The sequence below is a fragment of the Endozoicomonas sp. GU-1 genome (assembly GCF_027366395.1).
GTDB lineage: Bacteria > Pseudomonadota > Gammaproteobacteria > Pseudomonadales > Endozoicomonadaceae > Endozoicomonas.
This window is the reverse complement of the sequence record NZ_CP114771.1, coordinates 5819798-5840750: the sequence shown is the minus strand read 5'-3', so window position 1 is coordinate 5840750 and position 20953 is coordinate 5819798. Positions and strand designations below refer to the sequence as shown.

Annotated in this window: 13 protein-coding genes; 4 read left to right on the top strand and 9 right to left on the bottom strand. The window is 47.8% G+C overall.

All coding sequences use genetic code 11. The features are described from left to right. Positions 1 to 109: 109 nt before the first annotated feature. The 9 genes from O3276_RS24535 to O3276_RS24495 form a co-directional block, all read right to left on the bottom strand. A complete protein-coding gene (locus O3276_RS24535) occupies positions 110 to 973 on the bottom strand; it encodes a M26 family metallopeptidase (RefSeq protein WP_269673655.1) in 864 nt (287 codons plus the stop codon). Positions 974 to 1186: 213 nt separating this feature from the next. Continuing rightward, the gene (locus O3276_RS24530; protein ID WP_269673654.1) at positions 1187 to 2359 is read right to left on the bottom strand and encodes a hypothetical protein; all 1173 of its coding nucleotides are present in this window, start codon (positions 2357 to 2359) and stop codon (positions 1187 to 1189) included. Between the two features lie 292 nt (positions 2360 to 2651). Next, positions 2652 to 8804 (bottom strand): hypothetical protein, encoded by a 6153-nt coding sequence (locus O3276_RS24525; RefSeq protein WP_269673653.1) that lies wholly within the window; start codon positions 8802 to 8804, stop codon positions 2652 to 2654. 19 nt (positions 8805 to 8823) lie between these two features. Next, positions 8824 to 10701, bottom strand: a complete 1878-nt coding sequence (locus tag O3276_RS24520) for a hypothetical protein (RefSeq protein WP_269673652.1) — start codon at positions 10699 to 10701, stop codon at positions 8824 to 8826. A 61-nt stretch (positions 10702 to 10762) separates the two neighbouring features. After that, entirely contained in the window at positions 10763 to 12946 is a 2184-nt protein-coding gene (locus O3276_RS24515; protein WP_269673651.1) for a hypothetical protein, read from the bottom strand. A gap of 550 nt (positions 12947 to 13496) precedes the next feature. After that, on the bottom strand, positions 13497 to 14981 hold the full coding sequence (tssC, locus tag O3276_RS24510) for a type VI secretion system contractile sheath large subunit (protein WP_269673650.1): 1485 nt from the start codon (positions 14979 to 14981) through the stop codon (positions 13497 to 13499). A gap of 9 nt (positions 14982 to 14990) precedes the next feature. Next, complete coding sequence (gene tssB, locus O3276_RS24505) at positions 14991 to 15491, bottom strand: type VI secretion system contractile sheath small subunit (protein ID WP_269673649.1); 501 nt, start codon at positions 15489 to 15491, stop codon at positions 14991 to 14993. A gap of 73 nt (positions 15492 to 15564) precedes the next feature. Next, a complete protein-coding gene (locus tag O3276_RS24500) occupies positions 15565 to 16104 on the bottom strand; it encodes a type VI secretion system tube protein Hcp (protein WP_269673648.1) in 540 nt (179 codons plus the stop codon). A 140-nt stretch (positions 16105 to 16244) separates the two neighbouring features. Further along, positions 16245 to 17174, bottom strand: coding sequence for a hypothetical protein (locus O3276_RS24495; RefSeq protein WP_269673647.1), 930 nt, complete (start codon positions 17172 to 17174; stop codon positions 16245 to 16247). Positions 17175 to 17577: 403 nt separating this feature from the next. Between O3276_RS24495 and O3276_RS24490 the strand changes: the two genes are divergently transcribed. Genes O3276_RS24490 through tssJ form a run of 4 tightly spaced genes read left to right on the top strand, consistent with a single transcriptional unit; the run spans position 17578 to position 20942 of the window. Then, entirely contained in the window at positions 17578 to 19530 is a 1953-nt protein-coding gene (locus O3276_RS24490) for a type VI secretion system Vgr family protein (protein ID WP_269673646.1), read from the top strand. Between the two features lie 4 nt (positions 19531 to 19534). Further along, entirely contained in the window at positions 19535 to 20128 is a 594-nt protein-coding gene (locus O3276_RS24485) for a DUF6931 family protein (RefSeq protein ID WP_269673645.1), read from the top strand. Beyond that, a complete protein-coding gene (locus O3276_RS24480) occupies positions 20125 to 20427 on the top strand; it encodes a PAAR domain-containing contractile injection system baseplate protein (RefSeq protein WP_269673644.1) in 303 nt (100 codons plus the stop codon). The genes O3276_RS24485 and O3276_RS24480 overlap by 4 nt, the downstream gene beginning before the upstream one ends. Positions 20428 to 20432: 5 nt before the next feature. Beyond that, entirely contained in the window at positions 20433 to 20942 is a 510-nt protein-coding gene (tssJ, locus tag O3276_RS24475) for a type VI secretion system lipoprotein TssJ (RefSeq protein WP_269676050.1), read from the top strand. The last annotated feature ends 11 nt before the right edge of the window (positions 20943 to 20953 follow it).

Here is a 20953-nt window from a genome sequence, read left to right as displayed (position 1 = left end):
GACCGTGCTGTTCACCGCCGTGGTGTTGGCAACCGTTCCTTCGACCCAAACAATCCCCCCCCCCCGATGCCGGCGAGTGCATTTTCACCCGAGGTTTCGACCCTGCTGTTCACCGCCGTGGTGTTGGCAACCGTTCCTTCGACCCAAACAATCCCCCCCCCCGATGCCGGCGAGTGCATTTGTACCCGAGGTTTCGACCGTGCTGTTCACTGCCGTGGTGTTGGCAACCGTTCCAAAAACGCTCCCCCCCCCCGATGCCGGCGTGTGCATTTTCACCCGAGGTTTCGACCCTGCTGTTCACTGCCGAGGTGTTGGCAACTGTTCCAAAAACGCCCCCTCCCCCGATGCCGGCGAGTGCATTTTCACCCGAGGTTGCGACCGTGCTGTTCACCGCCGTGGTGTTGGTAACCATTCCTCCACCGCCAACCAAGCCCGCCCCAATGCCGGCGTATGCATTGTCACCCGAAGTGGAAATATGCACATTCTCGGCCCAGATATCACTGACTGTGCCATTCGCAGTACAGGCTGCCACTCCGGTCGTCTTCGTTGAATTTATATGGGTATCAGTAAAGCCAAGGCGACTGATGTTGCCTTGTTTCAGAGTATCAACTAAACAGTCAGACAGGCCGCTGATGGTACGGCGCTGCCCATCGTACTCCCCGGTGAATGGATGGGTAGCATTGCCAATGGATTGATAGTCTTTAGTGACAACAATATCCGCTGTCTGTTGATAGGTACCGTCCAGTGGATAGTCGGGATGTCGGCCAATCTTGCTCAGGGTTTCTGTATCATTAATCTTTATGGGTGTTGATGCTGTAGCGGCTGTTGATGCTGTAGTGGGTGTTGACTCTTTAGCGGCTGTTGATACTGTAGCGTCTGTTGACGCTGAAGTGCCATTTACCGGGCAAGCATCATTATACGTAAAACCCGAATCCTGAAATTCAGTTCTGATAGAGCAATTGGCTGTTAACACTCGTGGGTCTGCATTTTGGCAACGAAGATGATAATCAGAGATAGAGGAATAATTCTGTGGTGCGCCATTGACCTTACTGTCCACCGCCGTGGTATAGGAAACGCTTCCTCCTTTATCAACTTGCCCCCCCCCCCGATGTCGGCAAGACCATCATAACCCCAGGCTCTGACATCACTGTCCACCGCCGTGGTATAGGAAACGCTTCCTCCTTTATCAACTTGCCCCCCCCCCGATGCCGGCGTTGGCTATATGGGTGGTTTCGACCGTGCAGTCCACCGCCGTGGTGTGTTCAACCTTTCCTGCTACTCTCCCCCCCCCGATGCCGGCGTTTGACTTATATCCATAGCTTTTGACCTTGCAATTCACTGCCGTGGTATGGTGAACGGTTCCTCCTTTGTCCACCCTCCCACCCCCGATGCCGACGTTTGAGTTGTCATATTCGCTTGTGACCGAGCAACCCACCGCCGTGATATTGGCAACACATCCTCCTTTTCTAACCACCGCCGCCCCGATGCCGACGTCATCATCTTTAAAAGACAAGGCCTTAATATGAATATTTTTGGCCCATATATCATTGACAATGCCTTTCTTCTCGACGTAACAGGCTGCTATCCCAGCTGCCCTTCGATTTATCTCGCCATCGGTAAAGCCAAGGTTACTGATTCTGCCTTCCAGAACGTAAACAAGACAGTCACTCAGGCCTTTGATGGTATTGCACCCCCCATCGTACTTACCGGTGAATGTAGGTATGCTGCCACGACCAATGGCTTTAAAGCCTCCAGAGATATCTATATCCCCCGTCTGATGGTATGTACCATTCATTGGAAAGTCATCAGACTGACCAATCATTCTCAGGTCTTTTGCATCCTTTATGGGAATTGAATCACCGGCACTGTCATTCGAATTGGCATACTGAAAAGAACTGGCCAGCGTGCCAAGTGCAAGCAATCCCTTGGCTCCCTGACTCCCTTGATAGCGGGCTGTGGATGGCTGTTGAAGGGATACATCTTTCGAGCCGGGTTCTTTTTCCTGAGCCTCTTCCCGGGTTTCTTTTGATGTCTGTGGTAATTCCGGTTTTGCATCCGGCCCGGGCAAACCGCTCCCGAACCAGGCATTGGCCATATCTTTCGCCATGAAAAGGATGGAACTCGACGGCACGATAGTTGTTGTGGCCAGTCGCAAAAGATCTTTCACTGCTTTGCGGGAATTGAAACTGAGGCAAGGGTCTTCCATTGGAATCAATGATTTCACAAATGCTTTAGAAACAGCAACGCCATGGCCGAGCCAGGAATATTCGGCACCATTCCCTGAACATTGGGAAGCGCTGTCGCAAATTGGTTGCTGAATTGATTGCTGAATGGGTTGCTGATTGAATTGCTGAATCATAAACAGGGCTCCTGATGTTGTAGTAGTGCATAACAGTACATTAGAAAGTGCACGAAAAATGACGACGCACTCCCTTGTTCGTTTATGCAGTGACGTAAAAGTTCCCGGGTTATGTTTTTTTTGGCTCTTTTCGGGTTACAGACTGCTCTGCAATGAAAATTGGCCAAAGGCCATGATATACGATGCCTTCAGGAAACTGCTGGCTAAATATTGCCAAGCCATGCCACAGGAGGATTCCAGCCTGATTTATGACATCAGCAGTCTGCAATACGAAAAGAGCCTGACTGTTTTTTCAGCTGGCTTCAGCCTGGTCGCTACGGAAATCATCAAACTCTCTCTCCATTTGCCTTGTCACTGCCTGTTGCCACTGACCGGTTGTCGTTTTGCCCTTAAGCTTCTGCAAACTCGCCCTTGCTATCTGGGAGACCAGCTCATCCTTTAATCGGGCATCACTGACCCGGTCGCCAAATATCTGCGGGAATTGTCTGCTGACCAGTGACTTGATGGTTGCGTAGCTGCTGAGAATTTCGGTGATACGTTGCTGATTGAACTGATGCAGTCTAACTGGCTTCGGTAGCGCCTTGCCCCTGGTGTTGATCAGTTGGGCCCGGTCACTGGCACTGGTGCGCACTGGCAATAGTGTTATCACCAGCTGATTGAGACGCTGGGCCTCATCCGGATGGGGCTCAATGCCCTGGCGCTGGATCAGTGCTGCTGTTTTTATCCGTTCCATGGCTTCTGCCGGTGCCTCAAACCGGGCGTTATACAGATGGGTAAACAGTTGCCAGGCTCTCTGATCAAGTTGGAAGGTTTGCCAATCGGGGGGCTGCCTGTCCGACGGTTGATCCGAGCCTGCCGGGATAGGCGATGGTGTCTGTGTAGCGACGGCAACATCGTCCTCCAACCGGGCCAGGGGTTCAGCATAATGGTCAAGCCCCAGATAATCGGGGCTGCTGGCCAACGACTTCAGCAGCTCCAGTTGCCTGGCCGGTGCCAGTTTCATAAAGCGGGACTGGGTTTGATGGTAACGACCGGAGGCCAGTCCTTTGACCAGTGGCATGTCGGTAGGTGGTGTGATCTTGATACTTTTACTAAACGACAGTCGCTGTTTGAAACGTGTAGCCAGTGAGGACCTGGTGCTGGCCTGTGAACCTTGCTCCAGCCCAAGCCATTGGCTGAATCGAGTGGCCCAGCTCTTCGGCTGGTGATTCTTCAGTTGTGCTACCTGGTCAATAATCTTTTTGGACAGATGTTGTGGTATATCGTCATTTATTGTCTGTTCAGCCAGTCGGCTTGCAGCCATAGCCTTTAACATGACACTCGCCAGTTGCCTGGTTGCACCGTGGTCGATGGTTTGGCCCGTTGATGGATCATAGAAAAGTGGTGTGCCAGGTGCCTGGCTAGTGCCGCGCAGGGAGCCGTCAGCCCGGAATATATTGTCAGGTTTCTGGTGTTGTATGCCCAATGTCGTTGAGGTGAGAACGCTTGATAGAAAGTTTTCCGTTGCCTTGCCAGCGGATGCTTCAGGCAGGGTCTGGATAATGGCCAGGTTAATCAGATCGTCCTGGTCGCACTGTGTATTGACCTTTTTATCCAGGGTGGCCAGATCGTTGGCCAGGGCCGTGAGTTCTGTCCGCAGTTGTCTGGCCAGAGCCAGGCTGTTAGTCAGCAGCTGCATACCCGGTGACTGGTCAAGTGAGGTGGCGTTCTTTCCTGGGGTTCCTGGTGCCATGGTGTGGTTAAGGTGTATGGGACGATCGCTGATTTTTGCAGCCAGCATGTTAGCCAGCGTCAGGTTGTCGGTGAGTGGATAGTTCGTCGGTGTTATGGCTCTTGAGGCAGTTTGGCTATTGCTGCTGGGGGTACTGGCTATGGCCGATGGTGTGCTGGTTTTGCCCGGGTCAGGCTGGACACTGGTCATGCCGTGGGATGGGGGAGTTGGAGCGGTATTACCTTGCAGTTTCCTGACAGGATTTATGTCGGGTTGCTGGATATTCTCAAGAAACAGGGCTTGCTCCTGTTGCAAGATACGGATTAATAACTGTTGGTTGTGGTGCCTGTGTTGCCGGTCAATGATATCACTGCTCAGTTTTTTCGCTTTCTCCGCTGGCTCAGGTTTTTCCTGTGGTCGGGAGTTCCCGGTTTCCGGCGTCGTCTGCTGTTCCTGGCCAGTTTTTCCATGCAGAATTTGGCTCAGGTCGTTCAAAAAACGATCAAAGCCGTCAGGATTGGCTGACTGTGGTTGCTCCTCTATGGCTTTGAGCAGATGATCTGTGTTCACGGAGGCCGTTGCAGGAGGGGTATAAACACCAGACGAAAGTCGTATGATGGCGGCACGGTCCAGAGGTTGCTGGTTGCTACAGCCCAGGTCTGACAGCATCTGCTGGCGTATATTGCTGAACGTGGCATACATTGTCCGGAACTCGGAAATGACCCTGTCGCTGATGATGGACTGGGGAGTACGGTGATTTTTTTCACTGATTGCAGCCGGGGTCAGATGCTTCATAAACTTGTGAGCATTTTCATAAATATTCAGGAACTTGTTGCTGAATTGTTGATTCAGTTGGTGCAATGATTCCCTCGGAAGAATCCCTTTTCCCAAACAGTCTAATGGTTGCCCCTCGGTTGCTGGTGCCTGGCGGACCTTGTTGCGGGTATCGGCATAGATTTTGGCCATGTTTTTATTGAATCGTGAATGGATCGTTTTGCATTTGTCTGTGAATGATTTGATGGATAGCCGTAGCCGTTGGTTGTTAACGGATTCCGTCTTTGGCAAAGGCGTAGCATTTGTTGTTGCCGTGGCCGTTGTGTTTTCGGTCGGGTTTGTACGATTGGAAATACTGGCGGTTTGCTCTTGCGGTGTGCTGACAGGTGTCGTTGTTGTGGTGGTGGTTGTCTTTTCGACTGCCGTGCCTGTTGATGCAGGCGTCAATGATGGAGAAGCTGCTGAGCTATCCGTGGAACCAGAAGTGACTGTCTGAGCGGTGGTGTCGTGGATTGTTAATGCTGCCTGACTTGATTGCCCGGCCTGTGCAGCGGTTGAGATGGTTGTTGAGGTTGGAGACGCCGTTGTGCTGTCAGAGATGCCAGGGTCACCTCCTGTTGCGGTGGTTGCAGATGATAATGCTGGTTGCCCGGTTGTCGATTGAAGTATTGCTGTTTTATCAATTGCCGCCTGAGTTATAGCGGTTGCTGGCGATTTTGTTGATGGAATTGTTTCTGTTGCCGTTGAAGTTTCTGTCAGCGGTGAAGCAGTCGTTGTGCTATCCGAAATGCCAGAAGTCATTGTTTGACTGGTGATATCAGACGTTGATCGTGCTTTTTCCTGAGTAATTGCCTGAGTAATTGATTGTCGCGTTGTTGTCTGTTCGGTTGTCATGCCTGTTGATGCAGGCGTCATTGATGAAGAAGCAGCTGAGCTATCCGTGGAACCAGAAGTGACTGTCTGAGAGGTGGTGTCGTGGATTGTTGTTGCTGCCTGACTTGATTGCCTGGCCTGTGCAGCGGTTGAGGTGGTTGTTGAGGTTGGAGACGCCGTTGTGCTGTCAGAGATGCCAGGGTCACCTCCTGTTACGGTGGTTACAGATGATAATGCTGGTTGCCCGGTTGTTGATTGAAGTATTGCTGTTTTATCAATTGTCGCCTGATTTGTAACAGCTGTTGGTGTTTTTGTGAATGGAGTTGTTCCTGTGGCCGTGGAAGTTTCTGTCAGCGGTGAAGCTGTAGTTGTGCTGCCCAAAATGGCAGAAGTCATTTTTTGACTTGTGGTATCAGATGTTGAACGTGTTTTTTCCTGAGTAGTTGCCTGAGTAATTGATTGTTGTGTTGTGGTCTGTTCGGCTGTCGTGCCTGTTGATGCAGGCGTCATTGATGGAGAAGCGGCTGAGCTATCTCTGGAACCAGAAATAACTGTCTGCTTGGCCGTGCCGAGGGGTGCTGATTGTTTTGATTGTCTGGCCTGTACAGCGGTTGATCCGTCTGTTGAGGTTGGTGAGGCCGTTGTGTGCTCAGATATACCCGAGTTGACTTCTGCCGTGATGGTTTCGGATGTTGCTGATGCTATTTGTTGGGCTATCGATGGATGTATTGATTTTTCATTAATTGTCGTCTGAGTTGTTGTGGCCGAAGCGGATGATGTTAATGATGAACCTGTTCCTGCGGGTGATGAGGCTTGTGCCAGCGTTGCAGCAGCCATCGTGTTATCTGGAATACCGGAAGTTCCTTGCAGTCCCGGGCTAACAGACGTTGATTGTGCTTTTTCCTGAGTTAATGATTGTTGCGCTGTTGTTTGTTCGGTAGCCGAGCCTGTTGATGCAGGCGTCAATGAAGCAGCTGAGCTATCTCTGAAACCAGAGGTAGCTGTCTGTGTGTTGGTGCCGAAGGTCGGTGTCGTAGTCTGGCTTAATTGTCTGATTGTTGCAGCGGTTGAGATGGTTGTTAAGGTTGGAGACGCCGTTGTGCTGTCAGAGATGCCAGGGTCACCTCCTGTTGCGGCGGTTGCAGATGATAATGCTGGTTGCCCGGTTGTTGATTGAAGTATTGCTGTTTTATCAATTGTCGCCTGATTTGTAACAGCTGTTGGTGTTTTTGTGAATGGAGTTGTTCCTGTGGCCGTGGAAGTTTCTGTCAGCGGTGAAGCTGTAGTTGTGCTGCCCAAAATGGCAGAAGTCATTTTTTGACTGGTGGTATCAGATGTTGAACGTGCTTTTTCCTGAGTAGTTGCCTGAGTAATTGATTGTTGTGTTGTCGTCTGTTCGGCTGTCGTGCCTGTTGATGCAGGCGTCATTGATGGAGAAGCGGCTGAGCTATCTCTGGAACCAGAAATAACTGTCTGCTTGGCCGTGCCGAGGGGTGCTGATTGTTTTGATTGTCTGGCCTGTGCAGCGGTTGATCCGTCTGTTGAGGTTGGTGAGGCCGTTGTGTGCTCAGATATACCCGAGTTGACTTCTGCCGTGATGGTTTCGGATGTTGCTGATGCTATTTGTCGGTCTGTCGATGGATGTATTGATTTTTCATTAATTGTCGTCTGAGTTGTTGTGGCCGAAGCGGATGATGTTAATGATGAACCTGTTCCTGCTCCTGCGGGTGATGAGGCTTGTGCCAGCGTTGCAGCAGCCATCGTGTTATCCGGAATACCGGAAGTTCCTTGCAGTCCCGGGCTAACAGACGTTGATTGTGCTTTTTCCTGAGTTAATGATTGTTGCGCTGTTGTTTGTTCAGTAGCTGAGCCTGTTGATGCAGGCGTCAATGATGGAGAAGCTGCTGAGCTTTTTCCGAAGCTGGAAGTAGCTGTCTGCGTGGTGGTCTCGAGGGTTGGTGTTGCCGCCTGGCTTGATTGCCTGGTTTGAGCAGCGGCTGACATTGTTGTTGAGGTTGGAGCAGCCGTTGTGCTATCCGTAAAACCGGAAGTTCCCTGTAGTCCTGTATTAGACTTTGATTGTGTTTTTTCTTGAGTTATTGATTGTTGCGCTGTTGTTTGTTCGGTAGCCGAGCCTGTTGATGCAGGCGTCAATGAAGCAGCTGAGCTATCTCTGAAACCAGAGGTAGCTGTCTGTGTGTTGGTGCCGAAGGTCGGTGTCGTAGTCTGGCTTAATTGTCTGGTTGTTGCAGCGGTTGAGATGGTTGTTGAGGTTGGAGACGCCGTTGTGCTGTCAGAGATGCCAGGGTCACCTCCTGTTGCGGCGGTTGCAGATGATAATGCTGCCTGCCCGGTTGTCGTTTTAAGTATTGCTGTTTTATCAATTGTCGCCTGAGTTATAGCGGTTGCTGGCGATTGTGTTGATTGAGTTGTTTCTGTGGGCGTTGAAGTTTCTGTCAGCGGTGAAGCAGTCGTTGTGCTATCCGAAATGCCAGAAGTCATTGTTTGACTGGTGATATCAGACGTTGATCGTGCTTTTTCCTGAGTAGTTGCCTGAGTAATTGATTGTCGCGTTGTGGTCTGTTCGGCTGTCGTGCCTGTTGATGCAGGCGTCATTGATGAAGAAGCAGCCGAGCTATCCGTGGAACCAGAAGTGACTGTCTGAGCGGTGGTGCCGTGGATTGTTGTTGCTGCCTGACTTGATTGCCTGGCCTGTGCAGCGGTTGAGATGGTTGCTGAGGTTGGAGACGCCGTTGTGCTGTCAGAGATGCCAGGGTCACCTCCTGTTGCAGTGGTTGCAGATGATAATGCTGCCTGCCCGGTTGTCGATTGAAGTATTGCGGTTTTATCAATTGTCGCCTGAGTTGTAGCGGTTGCTGTCAATTTTGTTGATTGAGTTGTTTCTGTGGCCGTTGACGTTTCTGTCAGCGGTGAAGCTATAGTTGTGCTGCCCGAAATGCCAGAAGTCATTTTTTGACTGGTGGTATCAGATGTTGAACGTGCTTTTTCCTGAGTAGTAATTGCCTGAGGAATTGATTGTTTTGTTGTGGTCTGTTCGGCCGTCGTGCCTGTTGATGCAGGCGTCATTGATGGAGAAGCGGCTGAGCTATCTCTGGAACCAGAAATAACTGACTGCTTGGCCGTGTCGGGGGGGGGCTGATTGTTTTGATTGCCTGGCCTGTGCAGCGGTTGATCCGTCTGTTGAGGTTGGTGAGGCCGTTGTGCTGTCAGGTATACCGGAGTTGACTTCTGCCGTGATGGTTTCGGATGTTGCTGATGCTATTTGTCGGGCTGTCGATGGATGTTTTGATTTTTCATTAATTGTCGTCTGAGTTGTTGTACCTGAAGCTGATGACGTCACTGATGGACTTGTTCCTATGACCGTTGAAGTTTCTGAAGGTGGTGACGCAGCAGTTGCGCCATTTAAAATATCAGAGGTACTTTTCTTCGCTTCCTGCGTGATAGCCTCAGGGGTTGAAGTGGCTATTGGTTGGTTTGTTGATTCAGCAGCCTGTGTTGTCGCTGGTGCAGAACTTGTAAAATCGGCGGCACTTTGGGAACTGTCATCATCTCCTGTCTTTGGGATAGTGCCAGCAGTATCAGTCTTACTGGTTGATGGCTCTGTGCTGGTTGATGGCTCTCTGGTTATTACAGTTGTTAATGTCCCTGTTGGTTGGTCAACACTGGTTGCATCGTCTGGAACAGTGGCAATACCTGCATTTATATTGTTGCTGTTTGCGGTGCTTGATGACGTCACTGGTTTGGTTGTTGGCTGTATCGTGGTGTGCTCTGCAGCGATTGCCTTTTTTATTGGTGGTTGGTTTGGTTTTGCTGTTGAGCCATGGGAGACTTGCTTTTCAGAGTGTTTTTTATGATTTTTTTCGATCGCTTTTTTTATGGCCTCGTACAACTTTTTAAGTGTTTTGGCTGCTTTATTTAACCCGACAACACCTGCTCCAATGCTTCCTCCAACTTCACCAGCTACTTCACCTGCTTCACTAGCTGCTCCAGCTGCTCCAGCTCCACCACCGCCTCCACCGCCACCAGTTTCACCATCAGTTTCAACAGGATCATTTTCGCCGTCTTCCAGTTTACAGCTGCCAACCGAGCGTGTGCATCTGGCGGCCTGCTTTCCTTTGCCAGCTTTCTTTCCAACCTTTTTAAGGGTTTTTTCCGCGACTTCTTCTCCAGTTTCTTCTCCGCCTTTTTCTCCAGCTTTCTCTCCAAATTCCTCCCCGAATTCCTCACCTGCGTTCTCACCTGCGTTTTGAGATAGCCGGTTAAAGATTCTGTCTGCAGCATCCTCGCCGACCTCAGTGGCCCTTGCCAGTTTTGACAGTAGTGACAGGCATCCGGGGGAGCAGTGGAATAAGAATGATCCTACTGCTAGTGCGGCAGTACCGCCGATCCCGCCACCGATTATCCCACCAATAGTACTACCGGATACACCGCTGCTGTCCTGGCTTTCGGATGCTCCATGGGCACCGCCGGGTTGGGCTGCACCGGCCTGCGCTCCAACGGCACTAGCGCCCGGCTCTGGGTCAAGCATGCGGAAGTCTCTTTCACCAGCCAGCTTGAACCGCTCTCCGTCAGTGATGGTGTCCAGGTTAGTGGTTGCCTGTGCCGCACCTTGTGGTTCTGATTGAGCATCGGCATCAGCGGTTTTTTTCGGGGCGGAGGGCAAGTGTTTGGCGATGTCATTCAGTGTGGTGACAACGTGGGCATTCATCAGCCTGATGTTGGTTGAGTATTCAGCTGCATTCGGATACATTTCCAGGGCGGTAAGGACTTCCCGCATCAGATAAACCATGGGCATTTGCTTAATTTCTGCCAGTGTTTCTGACTCTGATGATGACAGGGATTTCAGGTTGATGTGCAGACGTTTCCCGGTGGCAGCATTTTTGACGGTTTCAAGGTATTTTTTCGTCAGGGCTTTGATTCTTTCCTTGTCAAGTGCTTCGAGTTCGTAGGGGCGGTGGGTCATTATATCTTTAAGAGTTAGTGCTGAATCCTGGATCAGTTCAAGGTTTTCAAACTCAATGTTTTCAAACGGGCTCAGGATATCCCTGGTAAGAGGACAGAAACCTGTACCTGGAATGGGGACAGCATCTACCGTGGGGGGGGGCCAGTGGTATCTTATAATGATCGGAAAAACGCTCTAGTACCATTAGTATGTTCCTTTGTAGCTGATTCAGATCATTACCAGTAACCGTTATCACACCGACTTGAACATCCTGAACTGTGAGCCTGAAGACATTGTCGCTTTTGCTAAAAGCTAAGTAAAAGATATGATTAGAAGCAGGTGCAACCCCAAACTGGACCAATTCAGTACCAAGGCTGTCAACATCAACCTGGTGAAGCAGTTTCTTGATCAGATCACTTATTGAATTGAATCCGCGCGATGTGATTTCAAGCTCGTTATCTACTGCAACCCTCACTGTTTGTGCTTTTTTGTAGGCTTGGGCAATATATAAGCTGTCAGCATTCAGCCCCAATGAAGCTGGATGATTCTTTAGTGAAGATGGAGTCTTGAGATATAATACATCCTGCAAGGTTATTCTGATCTGGACTGGGAGCCGAGTATAACCGGTACCAAACAATATTGACTCTGCCAGACTAGTCAATGAAGTTGAGTACTTCCCATTTTGGCCTGCTATGGCTGTGGACAGTACATCCGCGAAACAATATCCCAGTTTCTTATCGTAAGCCAGGGCCAGGGCATCATGAGCAATCGCTTGATAAAAGATCTTATCCAAATCGACCAAGGCAGCTGCCTTATTGGCCAGTGATTGCAATTTATCCAGAGTGGCATCTAACGCTTTGAATTCTACTAAAAATTCATGATAAGGGTTGTTTGATTCGTAGCCTTCCAGGATATTCTTTATTTTGTTGTACAGTATATTAACCTTGAAGGTAATTTGGCCAGCTTGGTAGAAATCTTTGTCTTTGATAGCCTTGTCAATGTATTGGCTGTACTTTTCCAGCCCTGACTTAATCGTTTCTTTATTTTTCATCAATTCGAACATCTCTTCGAATTCTTTTAATTCAGGCTCCTTAGTGATGTTTTTACCTTCATACATAGCTTTGGTGAAGGTATCACGCATTTGCCTGAAGCCTTGGAAGAATTTTTTCATCTCTTTCTTCATTGGTTCTTCCTCAAATTCATCAAGCAGCCTTTCGAACTTAAATTTAATGCCCTTAATTTCCTCTTCTGTAAGTTCTCTTCTGGTTCTTTTTCTTTTCGTGTCATCCTGGTCATGGCTCGGGAGATAACTCTTTATTTGGTCAGCGAGCTGTTTCAGTTTATTGTCATAACGCCCGGCGACGGCAGGAAAGGATTTTTTAATAGCCCTGGTGAAGGAAGAAACAATGAGTACCAGATTGAATAATTCATACATTGTCACCCTTGCTTCAATAGCTGATATTAACTCGGACAAAGCAATCATTGGGTGTGGCCGCTGATTGTCACGGATGTGCGGCAATGGACCATCCGGGCGTTTACCGATGATTGTTTCGGGCTGCTGAGCTATCTCGGTGATATTCCCCCAGGAATTTTCGCCGGTTGCTATGGGCCTGTTTTGTTGGTAGTACTCCAGCTCGTCTCTCAGCGACGCCATTAACGTGATTTTCACACTTTTGGAAAGCAACTCCCCCAGTGGCGGCAGGGCAGTCGTCGGTGTAAGTGGACTTGTTGTGTTGGTCGCCTGAGTTGTGTTTACCGACTGGGCTGTAGCCGTTGCTGAACTGTCGTTAACCGTTGTATGTGTTGGTATTGAGGGGGTGAAAGTACTGGTATGGTCAGCAGTTGATAAGATGGGTGATGAGACCGTGCTGTCAGTGGTTGAGCCAGACGGTAGTCCTGTGGTTTGTGGGTTGACATCGGTGGTTGTGGAGTTTTCAGATAATGGTGTGAGTGGTTTGTTAGCAATGGAATTTGTCTCAATGCTATTGCTGTGATTTTTTTCAGGTGCAGGCTTAATGAAAAGTTTATCATGAGCACGATACTGTAGGTATTCAGTTAATTTCTTTTGCATATTTTCTATCTTGCCTTCCAGAACCTTGGTTTCTGCCTGGTTTTTATTAATCAGTTTCTGGAAATCTGGCTCGACACTTGTTCGATAAGATAGGAATTTCTTTTTGGTTGATTGTTCGGATAAATCTTTTTGAGTGGCATCAGCAGTGTAGGCATTCGGATAAGTAGCTGATGTTGGTGCTATCTGGTTATTCATTACCTGTTACCTTTGTATTAGTCAGTTGTTGTAGAACAATGTATTGGCCAGTGTCTTATGATTTTTACAGGCAGACTAACGGATAAGTCAGACGCTATTATTTTTTGTAATAATTCAGTTTCAAGTAAAGGCATATTGTTGTGATTTTGAACAGCTCTAAATAGTGAATGGTAAATTTCTATTAAACACTGGGAGATTAATATAGTCAGGGTTGTTAATCCGATTGAAAAAAAATAGTCTTATATTCGTCAGTTTTATTAAAAGACGATTCTCTCAAACTTTTCTATTGGGTTTGCCACAATTTGATACATCAGCTTTATTAACAAGCTGGTCTTTAGAATCATTACTAATATTTTTGATAACCATCAGGCGATGGTTTTCACTACTGTTTTGATTCTTCTTGCCAGCCCTTTCTTCAAACCCTCTATATCGACCTTCCAGGCAGGTAATATTGATGCGTAGCTGTGGAGTTTCATTCAGGAATATCTCAGGCGACAGAGTTTCAGGTGGTTCTGGAACCGTAGCTATGGAAAGTTATGGAAGCTTTTTTTTACGAAGAGGGTATGGCGGCCACGGTTCTCAGCGACGCAGTAAGCTCTTCCATTTGCAGCCAGGGCCTGAGATTGGCAACCACAAAATAACTGCCAGGCTTGCCTCTTTGTTCTACTACCGATACCTGCGACTCCCTGAGGGGGCATCTTGCCCTGGCTTCATTACCAATGGCATTGGGGTTAGTGTACTGGCCAATCCAGTTTTTCAGCTGCTTTTCAACGTCTTCAGCGGTCAAATTGGAACCGATATAATCACGTCCCATCACTTTCAGATAATGGGCAATCCGGCTGCAGGCCATAACATAGGGCAGCCGGGCGGATATTGCAGCATTGGCTGTGGTTTCCGGCTCAACAAAAGTCTGCGGTTTCTGGGCCGTTTGCGCGCCCAGAAATACGGCAAAGTTCTGCCCTTTATAATGCACCAACGGCAGGAAACCGAGGTCACTGAGCTCCTTCTCCCGTTCATCGGTAAGATTGACCTCGGCAGGACAATACTGAAGACGATCACCTGACAACGATTGATAGGTAAAGTTGGGCAGGTTCTCTACCCTGCCACCATTATCAACGCCACGAATGGCGGTACACCAGCCAAACTGGCTAAATGCCCTGGTCATATTCAACGCCAGTTCATAGGCGGCGTTGGTCCAGACAAAGTCCCGTTCATGGTCCAGTTGAACAATGCCTTCCTCGCTGCGGGTCAGCTCCTCAAAATTAAATCGGGTTGCCGGGTTGGTCTCGGCCCCGTAGGGGAGCCGGGCCAGTACACGGGGCATGGTCAAGGTAACAAAGCGGGCATCATCACAGCTTCTGAAAGCATTCCAGGCACCATAGAGTGGATCATCAAAACCTGTGGCCACAGGCCTGCCTTCTGCCAGGGCAACAAAAGAAGGTAATTCAAACATCCCGGAGGGGGCAGCCGCTATAAACGGACAGTGGCTGGCGGCGGCGACTTCCGCAAGATAACGGAGCAGCGTAATATCCTGATCGCTGTAGCTGAAATACATATCGCCCACCAGCAGGCCATAAGGCTCACCGCCGGCCGTACCGAACTCCTGCTGATAGAAGTTATTAAACAGTGGGCTGCGATCAACTGCGGGGGCATTCTCAAATTGCGTTAGCAACTCTTGCTGAGAAGCATCCAAGAGTTTTATCTTCAGGCTGGTACCGAGTTCTGAGTTACGTACCAGCTTTTTCAGGCCCAGCCAACTGCCCTCCAGACGGCGATACTCAGGATCTGCCATTACAGAAGACAGTTGACGTGAAACAAGGGCATCAATATTGGCAACCGCATCGTTGATGGTATGGGTCAGGTTACCCATCCACTTCAGGTGCCCTTCTCTGAATTGAATAACAAGATTGATGATTAGAGACTTCAGGTCATCCGCATTGCTCTGGCCCCGGTTTTCCTGAAGGGTTAATAAAACACCGTTGGCAAAAACATCCGGAAGATTTGTTTCTGTGAGGTTAGCTTCAACATCACTCATGACAGTCAACTACTCCTTACTAATATCCAGCTCATCGGCCAGTTTTTGCATCAAATCATTATTGCTGATCACTTGTCTCAGTGTTTTTTCCAGATCCCGACAGCGGTCCGACTTGCCAAGTAGCGACATCAACTGATTTCTGGCAGTAACCAGGTCATTCAGAACAGGCACCTGTTGTACGATATTGTCGGGCTCAAAATCTTCCATAGCACTAAAAGAGAGATCGCAGGCAATTGGGGCACCATCCTCTTCTAGTTTATTTTCTACTGAAAGACTGAGTTCAGGACCCAGCTTTGACATGATCAAATCAAAATTATCCTGATCTACCCGGATAAACTGGCGGTCTTCAATGGCATCTTTTCGATCATCAGGGCGGTGACCTGAGAGATCGGCAATAACCCCGACCACAAATGGCAGTTCACGGGTTTGGGTTGATCCACTCACATCAACATCGTATGTGATACTGACACGATTTTTATGAATACGTTTATGTTGGGAATTTTGAGGCATTTTTTTGATCCTCACCAATTTCAGGTAGTTTTTTGCAATGATTTCTATAAATTTTAACAACGGACACAGTTGATTAACTTGTTACAGTAGATTCTGCCGATGCTGATTTAACGTTATAAGTAATCAACCCGCCTGGTGTTAATTCACCACTGGCCGATTCAAACCAGTGTTTTATATGGAACATGCTATAGGTGATGTGATACTGGACCGTCGGTGTGCCATCATCACCGGACATACTGAAATAACTGAGCCGACTTTCCTCAAGGGTCACCTGCAGGTAGACTTCAGGCCCCTGATTTGCCACCCTTTCAGGCTTTGTGCCAATCAGAAATAACTTCTTTCCCTCACTTGAAGGTGCCAGTAACAGGGATAATATGTTTTCATAGGCTCCGCAGAGTGTTTTATTGAGCCTGAATTCGTGCATCATACAATTACCACTTTCCATATTACTGTGGTCGCCAACATCCATGCCTATTGATCGGGAAGCTCCCCAGCTGAACGACGATATGGCAAACCAGCCTTCCTTTGGCAAACCATCACCACCAGTGAATTTTTCCAATGTTGACGCCCCTTTTGGAGTTTGTCCGTCAATATTCATATAAAAAGTGGCCATGGTAGTTTTCCCGGGAATGTAGAAAATTGATAGTATGTAGCACCGGCTGTATTTAAAAAGGTCAGCCAGACATCCAACGGCTAAAGGCAGCTCTGCTAATACAAATAGCAGAAGACCTGGTTTTTCAATTTCTCATAAGATTAACCCTCGTTTTTTTCTCCAATTGACAGGGTATCAACCATACCGAGCCGCCGACTGATATCCTGATACAGTTCCTGCTGCTCACCGGTCATTTTTAAAAGCAGCTCAGGAAAACTGAGATCCAGCCAGTTCAACGCCGTTTCCAGTTGCCAGGAAACCGGGCTATGGGGTTCGGTCCGGCGAAAAAAGGTCAGCAGCTCCTGAATGGTGAGTCTGGCACTATCACGATTCAGGACTTTTGATGCCAAAGGTGAGACTGACATACTACCATCACACGTACTATCTGATGTTTGCAGACCGTCTGTGATTTCTTGCGCAACGGGCTGCGAGTCTGGAATACATTGATTGAGCACCAGAATGGCGTCATTAATAACCGATCTGATTTTCTCAAGATGTATTATTTGGCCAAAACGTTTGAAATGCCCCGGAAGCTTCTCCCATGATTCAGCAAGAGACTGGAGGCTATTCAATATTTCAGTAGAAAATCGGTCAGGTGTTTCATATCCCTGGCTAATTGCCTTAATGTCTTTCAAGGAGTGGTTATTCAATAGTTCCGTTTCCAGCAGGGGGGCCAAAAACAGCGGCTCTTTACTCTCATCTGAGATCATGGAAGCAAGGCGACCCAGAGATTCACAAAAAGACTCTTTAATATCGCTACTACAATCGGTGGGCACCTGTTCAAGACACAGATCAAGCAGAAGGAAAGAAAAGCTGAAAGACTGCCATGGTGATTCAAGAGTGTACAGGCCAGAATACGCCAGCCAGCCAAACCATTCCGGTGACCACAACGCATTGCTCTTCGTTTCACCTAACAGCCACTGATGACACTCCTGCCAGGCGCTGAACAGACTCTTTCTGAGGTTGATCGCGGCTTCAGCATCAGGCTCTTGCAACCAGGCCCTGGAAACCGAATTAGCCTCCGCAATCAATTTGCGGAGAAACCTGTATTGCTCAGTACCGTGTAACAGGGGGGGTACGAATGAATCTGCAAAGTGAGAACTAAGGGATAGATATAGATTCTCATTCAAAATAATCATAATCAAAGTACATCAGAGATAACTGTTTAACGGAATAACATATATTCCAGTTCAACAAAACCTTGAAGAAGTTTAGTTAGACGAACATTGAAGGCTATTTCCTTTCCAGCCGGACCGATTCAATCCGACAACTCAGAATCTAGATCAATTTCAAAAAAAACACTTAACTTTTTATGCTATATACAGCATTTATTAATTAGTTTTTTTTATTTTCATTTTTTAAAAAAATAACTAGGATCCCATGGCTAAATATTTCTGTATTAAAAAATATATAAGACAATGAAAATGAGAAAAAATGAATAGTAACTTTACACCAGACAATAGACGTCTTATCGCTGAAGATATTGCAGGAAACAAGTATATTGCCACAAAACTGCAAGTCAGTGAAAAACTGTGTGAACTGTTTACGGTTCGGGCAACGGTGTTCACCAGCGGAAGCTTTGATGAACACAGCTTTATTAACAAACCTTTAACTATCAGCTATAGATCGGGCTTTGAAACACAGCTAACAACACGTTTTATTGTCAATGGCTACGTAAAAGAGCTTTGCAAGTATTCAAGGGAACGAGGAGATACCTTATGGGAGATAGAACTATGCCCTTGGCTGTATAGACTCAGCACCAGAAAAAACTGTCGTATTTTTCAAAACATGAATGCCTACGAAATCATTGATCAGATCTGTTCTGAGTATGAATTCGATACATCGATCCGTTTTTCTGATTTCAATGATATCGAGTCTCGAACAATTTGCGTACAGTACCTGGAAACTGATCTTGAATTTTTGTCCCGACTCCTTAGTGAAGAGGGTAAGTGCTACTATTTTGCCCACGACTTTGGCAGCCATACCATGGTTGTTGGTTCCAACCATGAGGCCTTTACCCGGATCGATGAGCCGGTTGAATATGGCGAACAGGCCAGCGATAAAATCAAAAGCCTGCGAAGCTGCACTCCGGTTTTCCACACCCATTACAGCTGTAAAACTGTTGTCGCCGGTTATAACCGCGAGCAGGCCGAGGCCATCATCAGTTCTGCTGCCCAGGCCAAAACAGGCTCGGTTACAGCGCCTTCCACGGAGGCGATGCTCTGGGATTCCCGGGTTGATCAGAGATCAACTGCTGATCAGGCAGCCCTGAATTTTGCCAATCGTTTATCCAGCCATCGTCTTAGCTGTAAAAGTTCACAATCCGGGTTTCGTATTGGCACCAGGTTTGAAATCAGCTGTCATCCGGATTCTAGTCAGCAGGGAGAGTATTATATTGATCAAATCTCTCACCAGTTTCACTGCAACGTCAATGAACAGTCCAGGAATAAGCAAAAGGAGTATGAAAACACCTTTACCTGTATCAATATTGACTCCCCTTTTGTTCCCCCAGCCCTCAACAAAAACAGAATTCCAGGCATACAGACCGCCTTGGTTTCCGGGCCTGACAGCAAAGAAATTTATCATAATGACCAGGGTGATATAAAAGTCCGTTTTCATTGGGACAGTTCAGGAACGACAAAAGGCGATCAATGCTTCTGCTGGGTTCCAGTGGCTCAATCATTGGCAGGTTCTGGTTTCGGAAGTTTTATGTTGCCCCGTGTCGGACAGGAAGTGGTCGTCAGTTTTATTGATGGAGATCCCGATCAACCTGTAGTGGTAGGTTGTCTGTTTAATGGTCTCAATAAAAGACCTTACAGTGAAGGGCATTTTACCGGCTTCAAAACACTTTCTATGCCCAAGGGTGCTGAAGGTCACGAAGTCAGGCTGGATGATAGCAAAGATCAGGAGGAGTTTTACATAAGGAGCCAGAGAGACATGTTACTGGAAGTTGTCAACGATCTGGTCTCCTCTGTTGCGGGTAATCAGACAATGAATATTGAAAAGAGCCTGAAACTGGTATCCGGTGCTGACATCAATATTGCATCCGAGGCTAATGCCAGTTATTCCTCTGATTCTGACACCACTATCAAGGGACAGAAGATCAATATATCAGGCAGTTCAGGTATCACTCTGGCCTGTGGTAACAGTGAAATCAGTATCAGCCCTTCAGATGTCACCATAAAATCGCCCAGCATTGCTATCGAGGCGGATGTCTCAACAACAATAAATGGCAAGATGGTTAACATTAAAGGAGAACTGGCTGCCCTGCGTGGAGAGATGGTTGAAATAGCAGGGAAAATAGTGACGACCAGTGGTGATGCCTGTGTGAATTTAAAAAGCGACGGTGTGTTAATCATTAATGGCAAGTTAACAATGGTCAATTGAGATTATGAGTGCTTTGTTGTTCGATGACCTGACCAGACTTTTGCAGGTGTACAATTTTAATGAGCACCTTGTGCAGCAGGCACAAAAAGTAACAAGCCCGGATCAACTGCTGACCAGCCTGTTGACAGAACAGGCTTACAGTGACTCTGTCGTATTTCTGGCCCACTGTTTCAAGAAAGAATATTCCATCTCATGGGGTTACCTCTGTCTGGTGCATACGCCTGTCTTATGGAGCAGGCAAGAGGCAAATGTTCTTGAAGGAATAGATTCATGGTTAAAGACACCTGTGGAAAAGCACCGCCGGTCCCACGAAAAAGATTTACATCATCTTGGCGTAAAATCCCCGGTAGCCTGGCTGGGACAGGCAATATTCTGGAGTGGCGGCAGTATTACGCCTGAAGATGCGCCTGCTGTTGACCCCAGTCCTTCGTTGTTTCGCCAGGCGGTATCCGGAGCTGTGCAACTGGCGGCACTGGTCGAGGATGCCATGCATACCAGTACACTCTTCCCGCGATTTATCAACCTTGGGATCAAGCTGATTGGGGGTATGCATAAAGATGACTTACTCACTCTCTCGCCGGAGGACGATAATTTATGATGCCCGCCGCCCGTGTTCTTGATATGCACATGTGCCCGATGCAGAGCCCCGCAGTACCTCCAATTCCTCATGTGGGTGGGCCGGTGTTGCCAGCACCTTCGGTGCCCACTGTATTGATTGGTGGTATGCCTTCGGCTGGTGCCGGTCAGCAATGCCTGTGTGTTGGACCACCGGATTCCATCGTCGGCTGCAGCAAGTCGGTTCTGGTCAATAAAATGCCACAGGCCAGGATGGGCGATTCCACTGCGCACGGTGGGGTTATCGCCATGGGGTGTCCTACTGTTCTGATAGGGGCTTGAGTGTTGTGATCATGTTTCAACAGGGAGAAGAGATGATTAGATATGCCATGAAGATGCTGTTGATTTTGCTTTGTACAACACCTGTTGGTTGCTCCAGTGGATTAACATCAAGCGGGTTAACAGCGAAAGAAGCCATTACGATCAACATTACAGCCAGTGAAATATTAAACCCATATTTGGGCAATGAACAAAATCCCTTATTTATTCAGGTCGTTCAGCTCAAACAGATTGATCGCTTTCAATCACTGGATTTCATCTCTTTATACCAGGATATAGAAAATTCACTTGGGAAAGACCTTATCTACCTTGAACAATCTTTCCCAATAAAACCGGGAACCACTGTAACAAAATCCATTAAACCTGAAATGGGCACAAATTTTATCGGACTCCTTTATTTTTTCAGCAACTTTGAACAGGCGACTACCCGTCACTGGCTAGCAACCCAGCCCGGCAAGAAACAATGTTTTGATGTTTTCTTCAATAACAATAAAGGGGTTTTAGAACGCTGCAAATAAGCAGCACAATT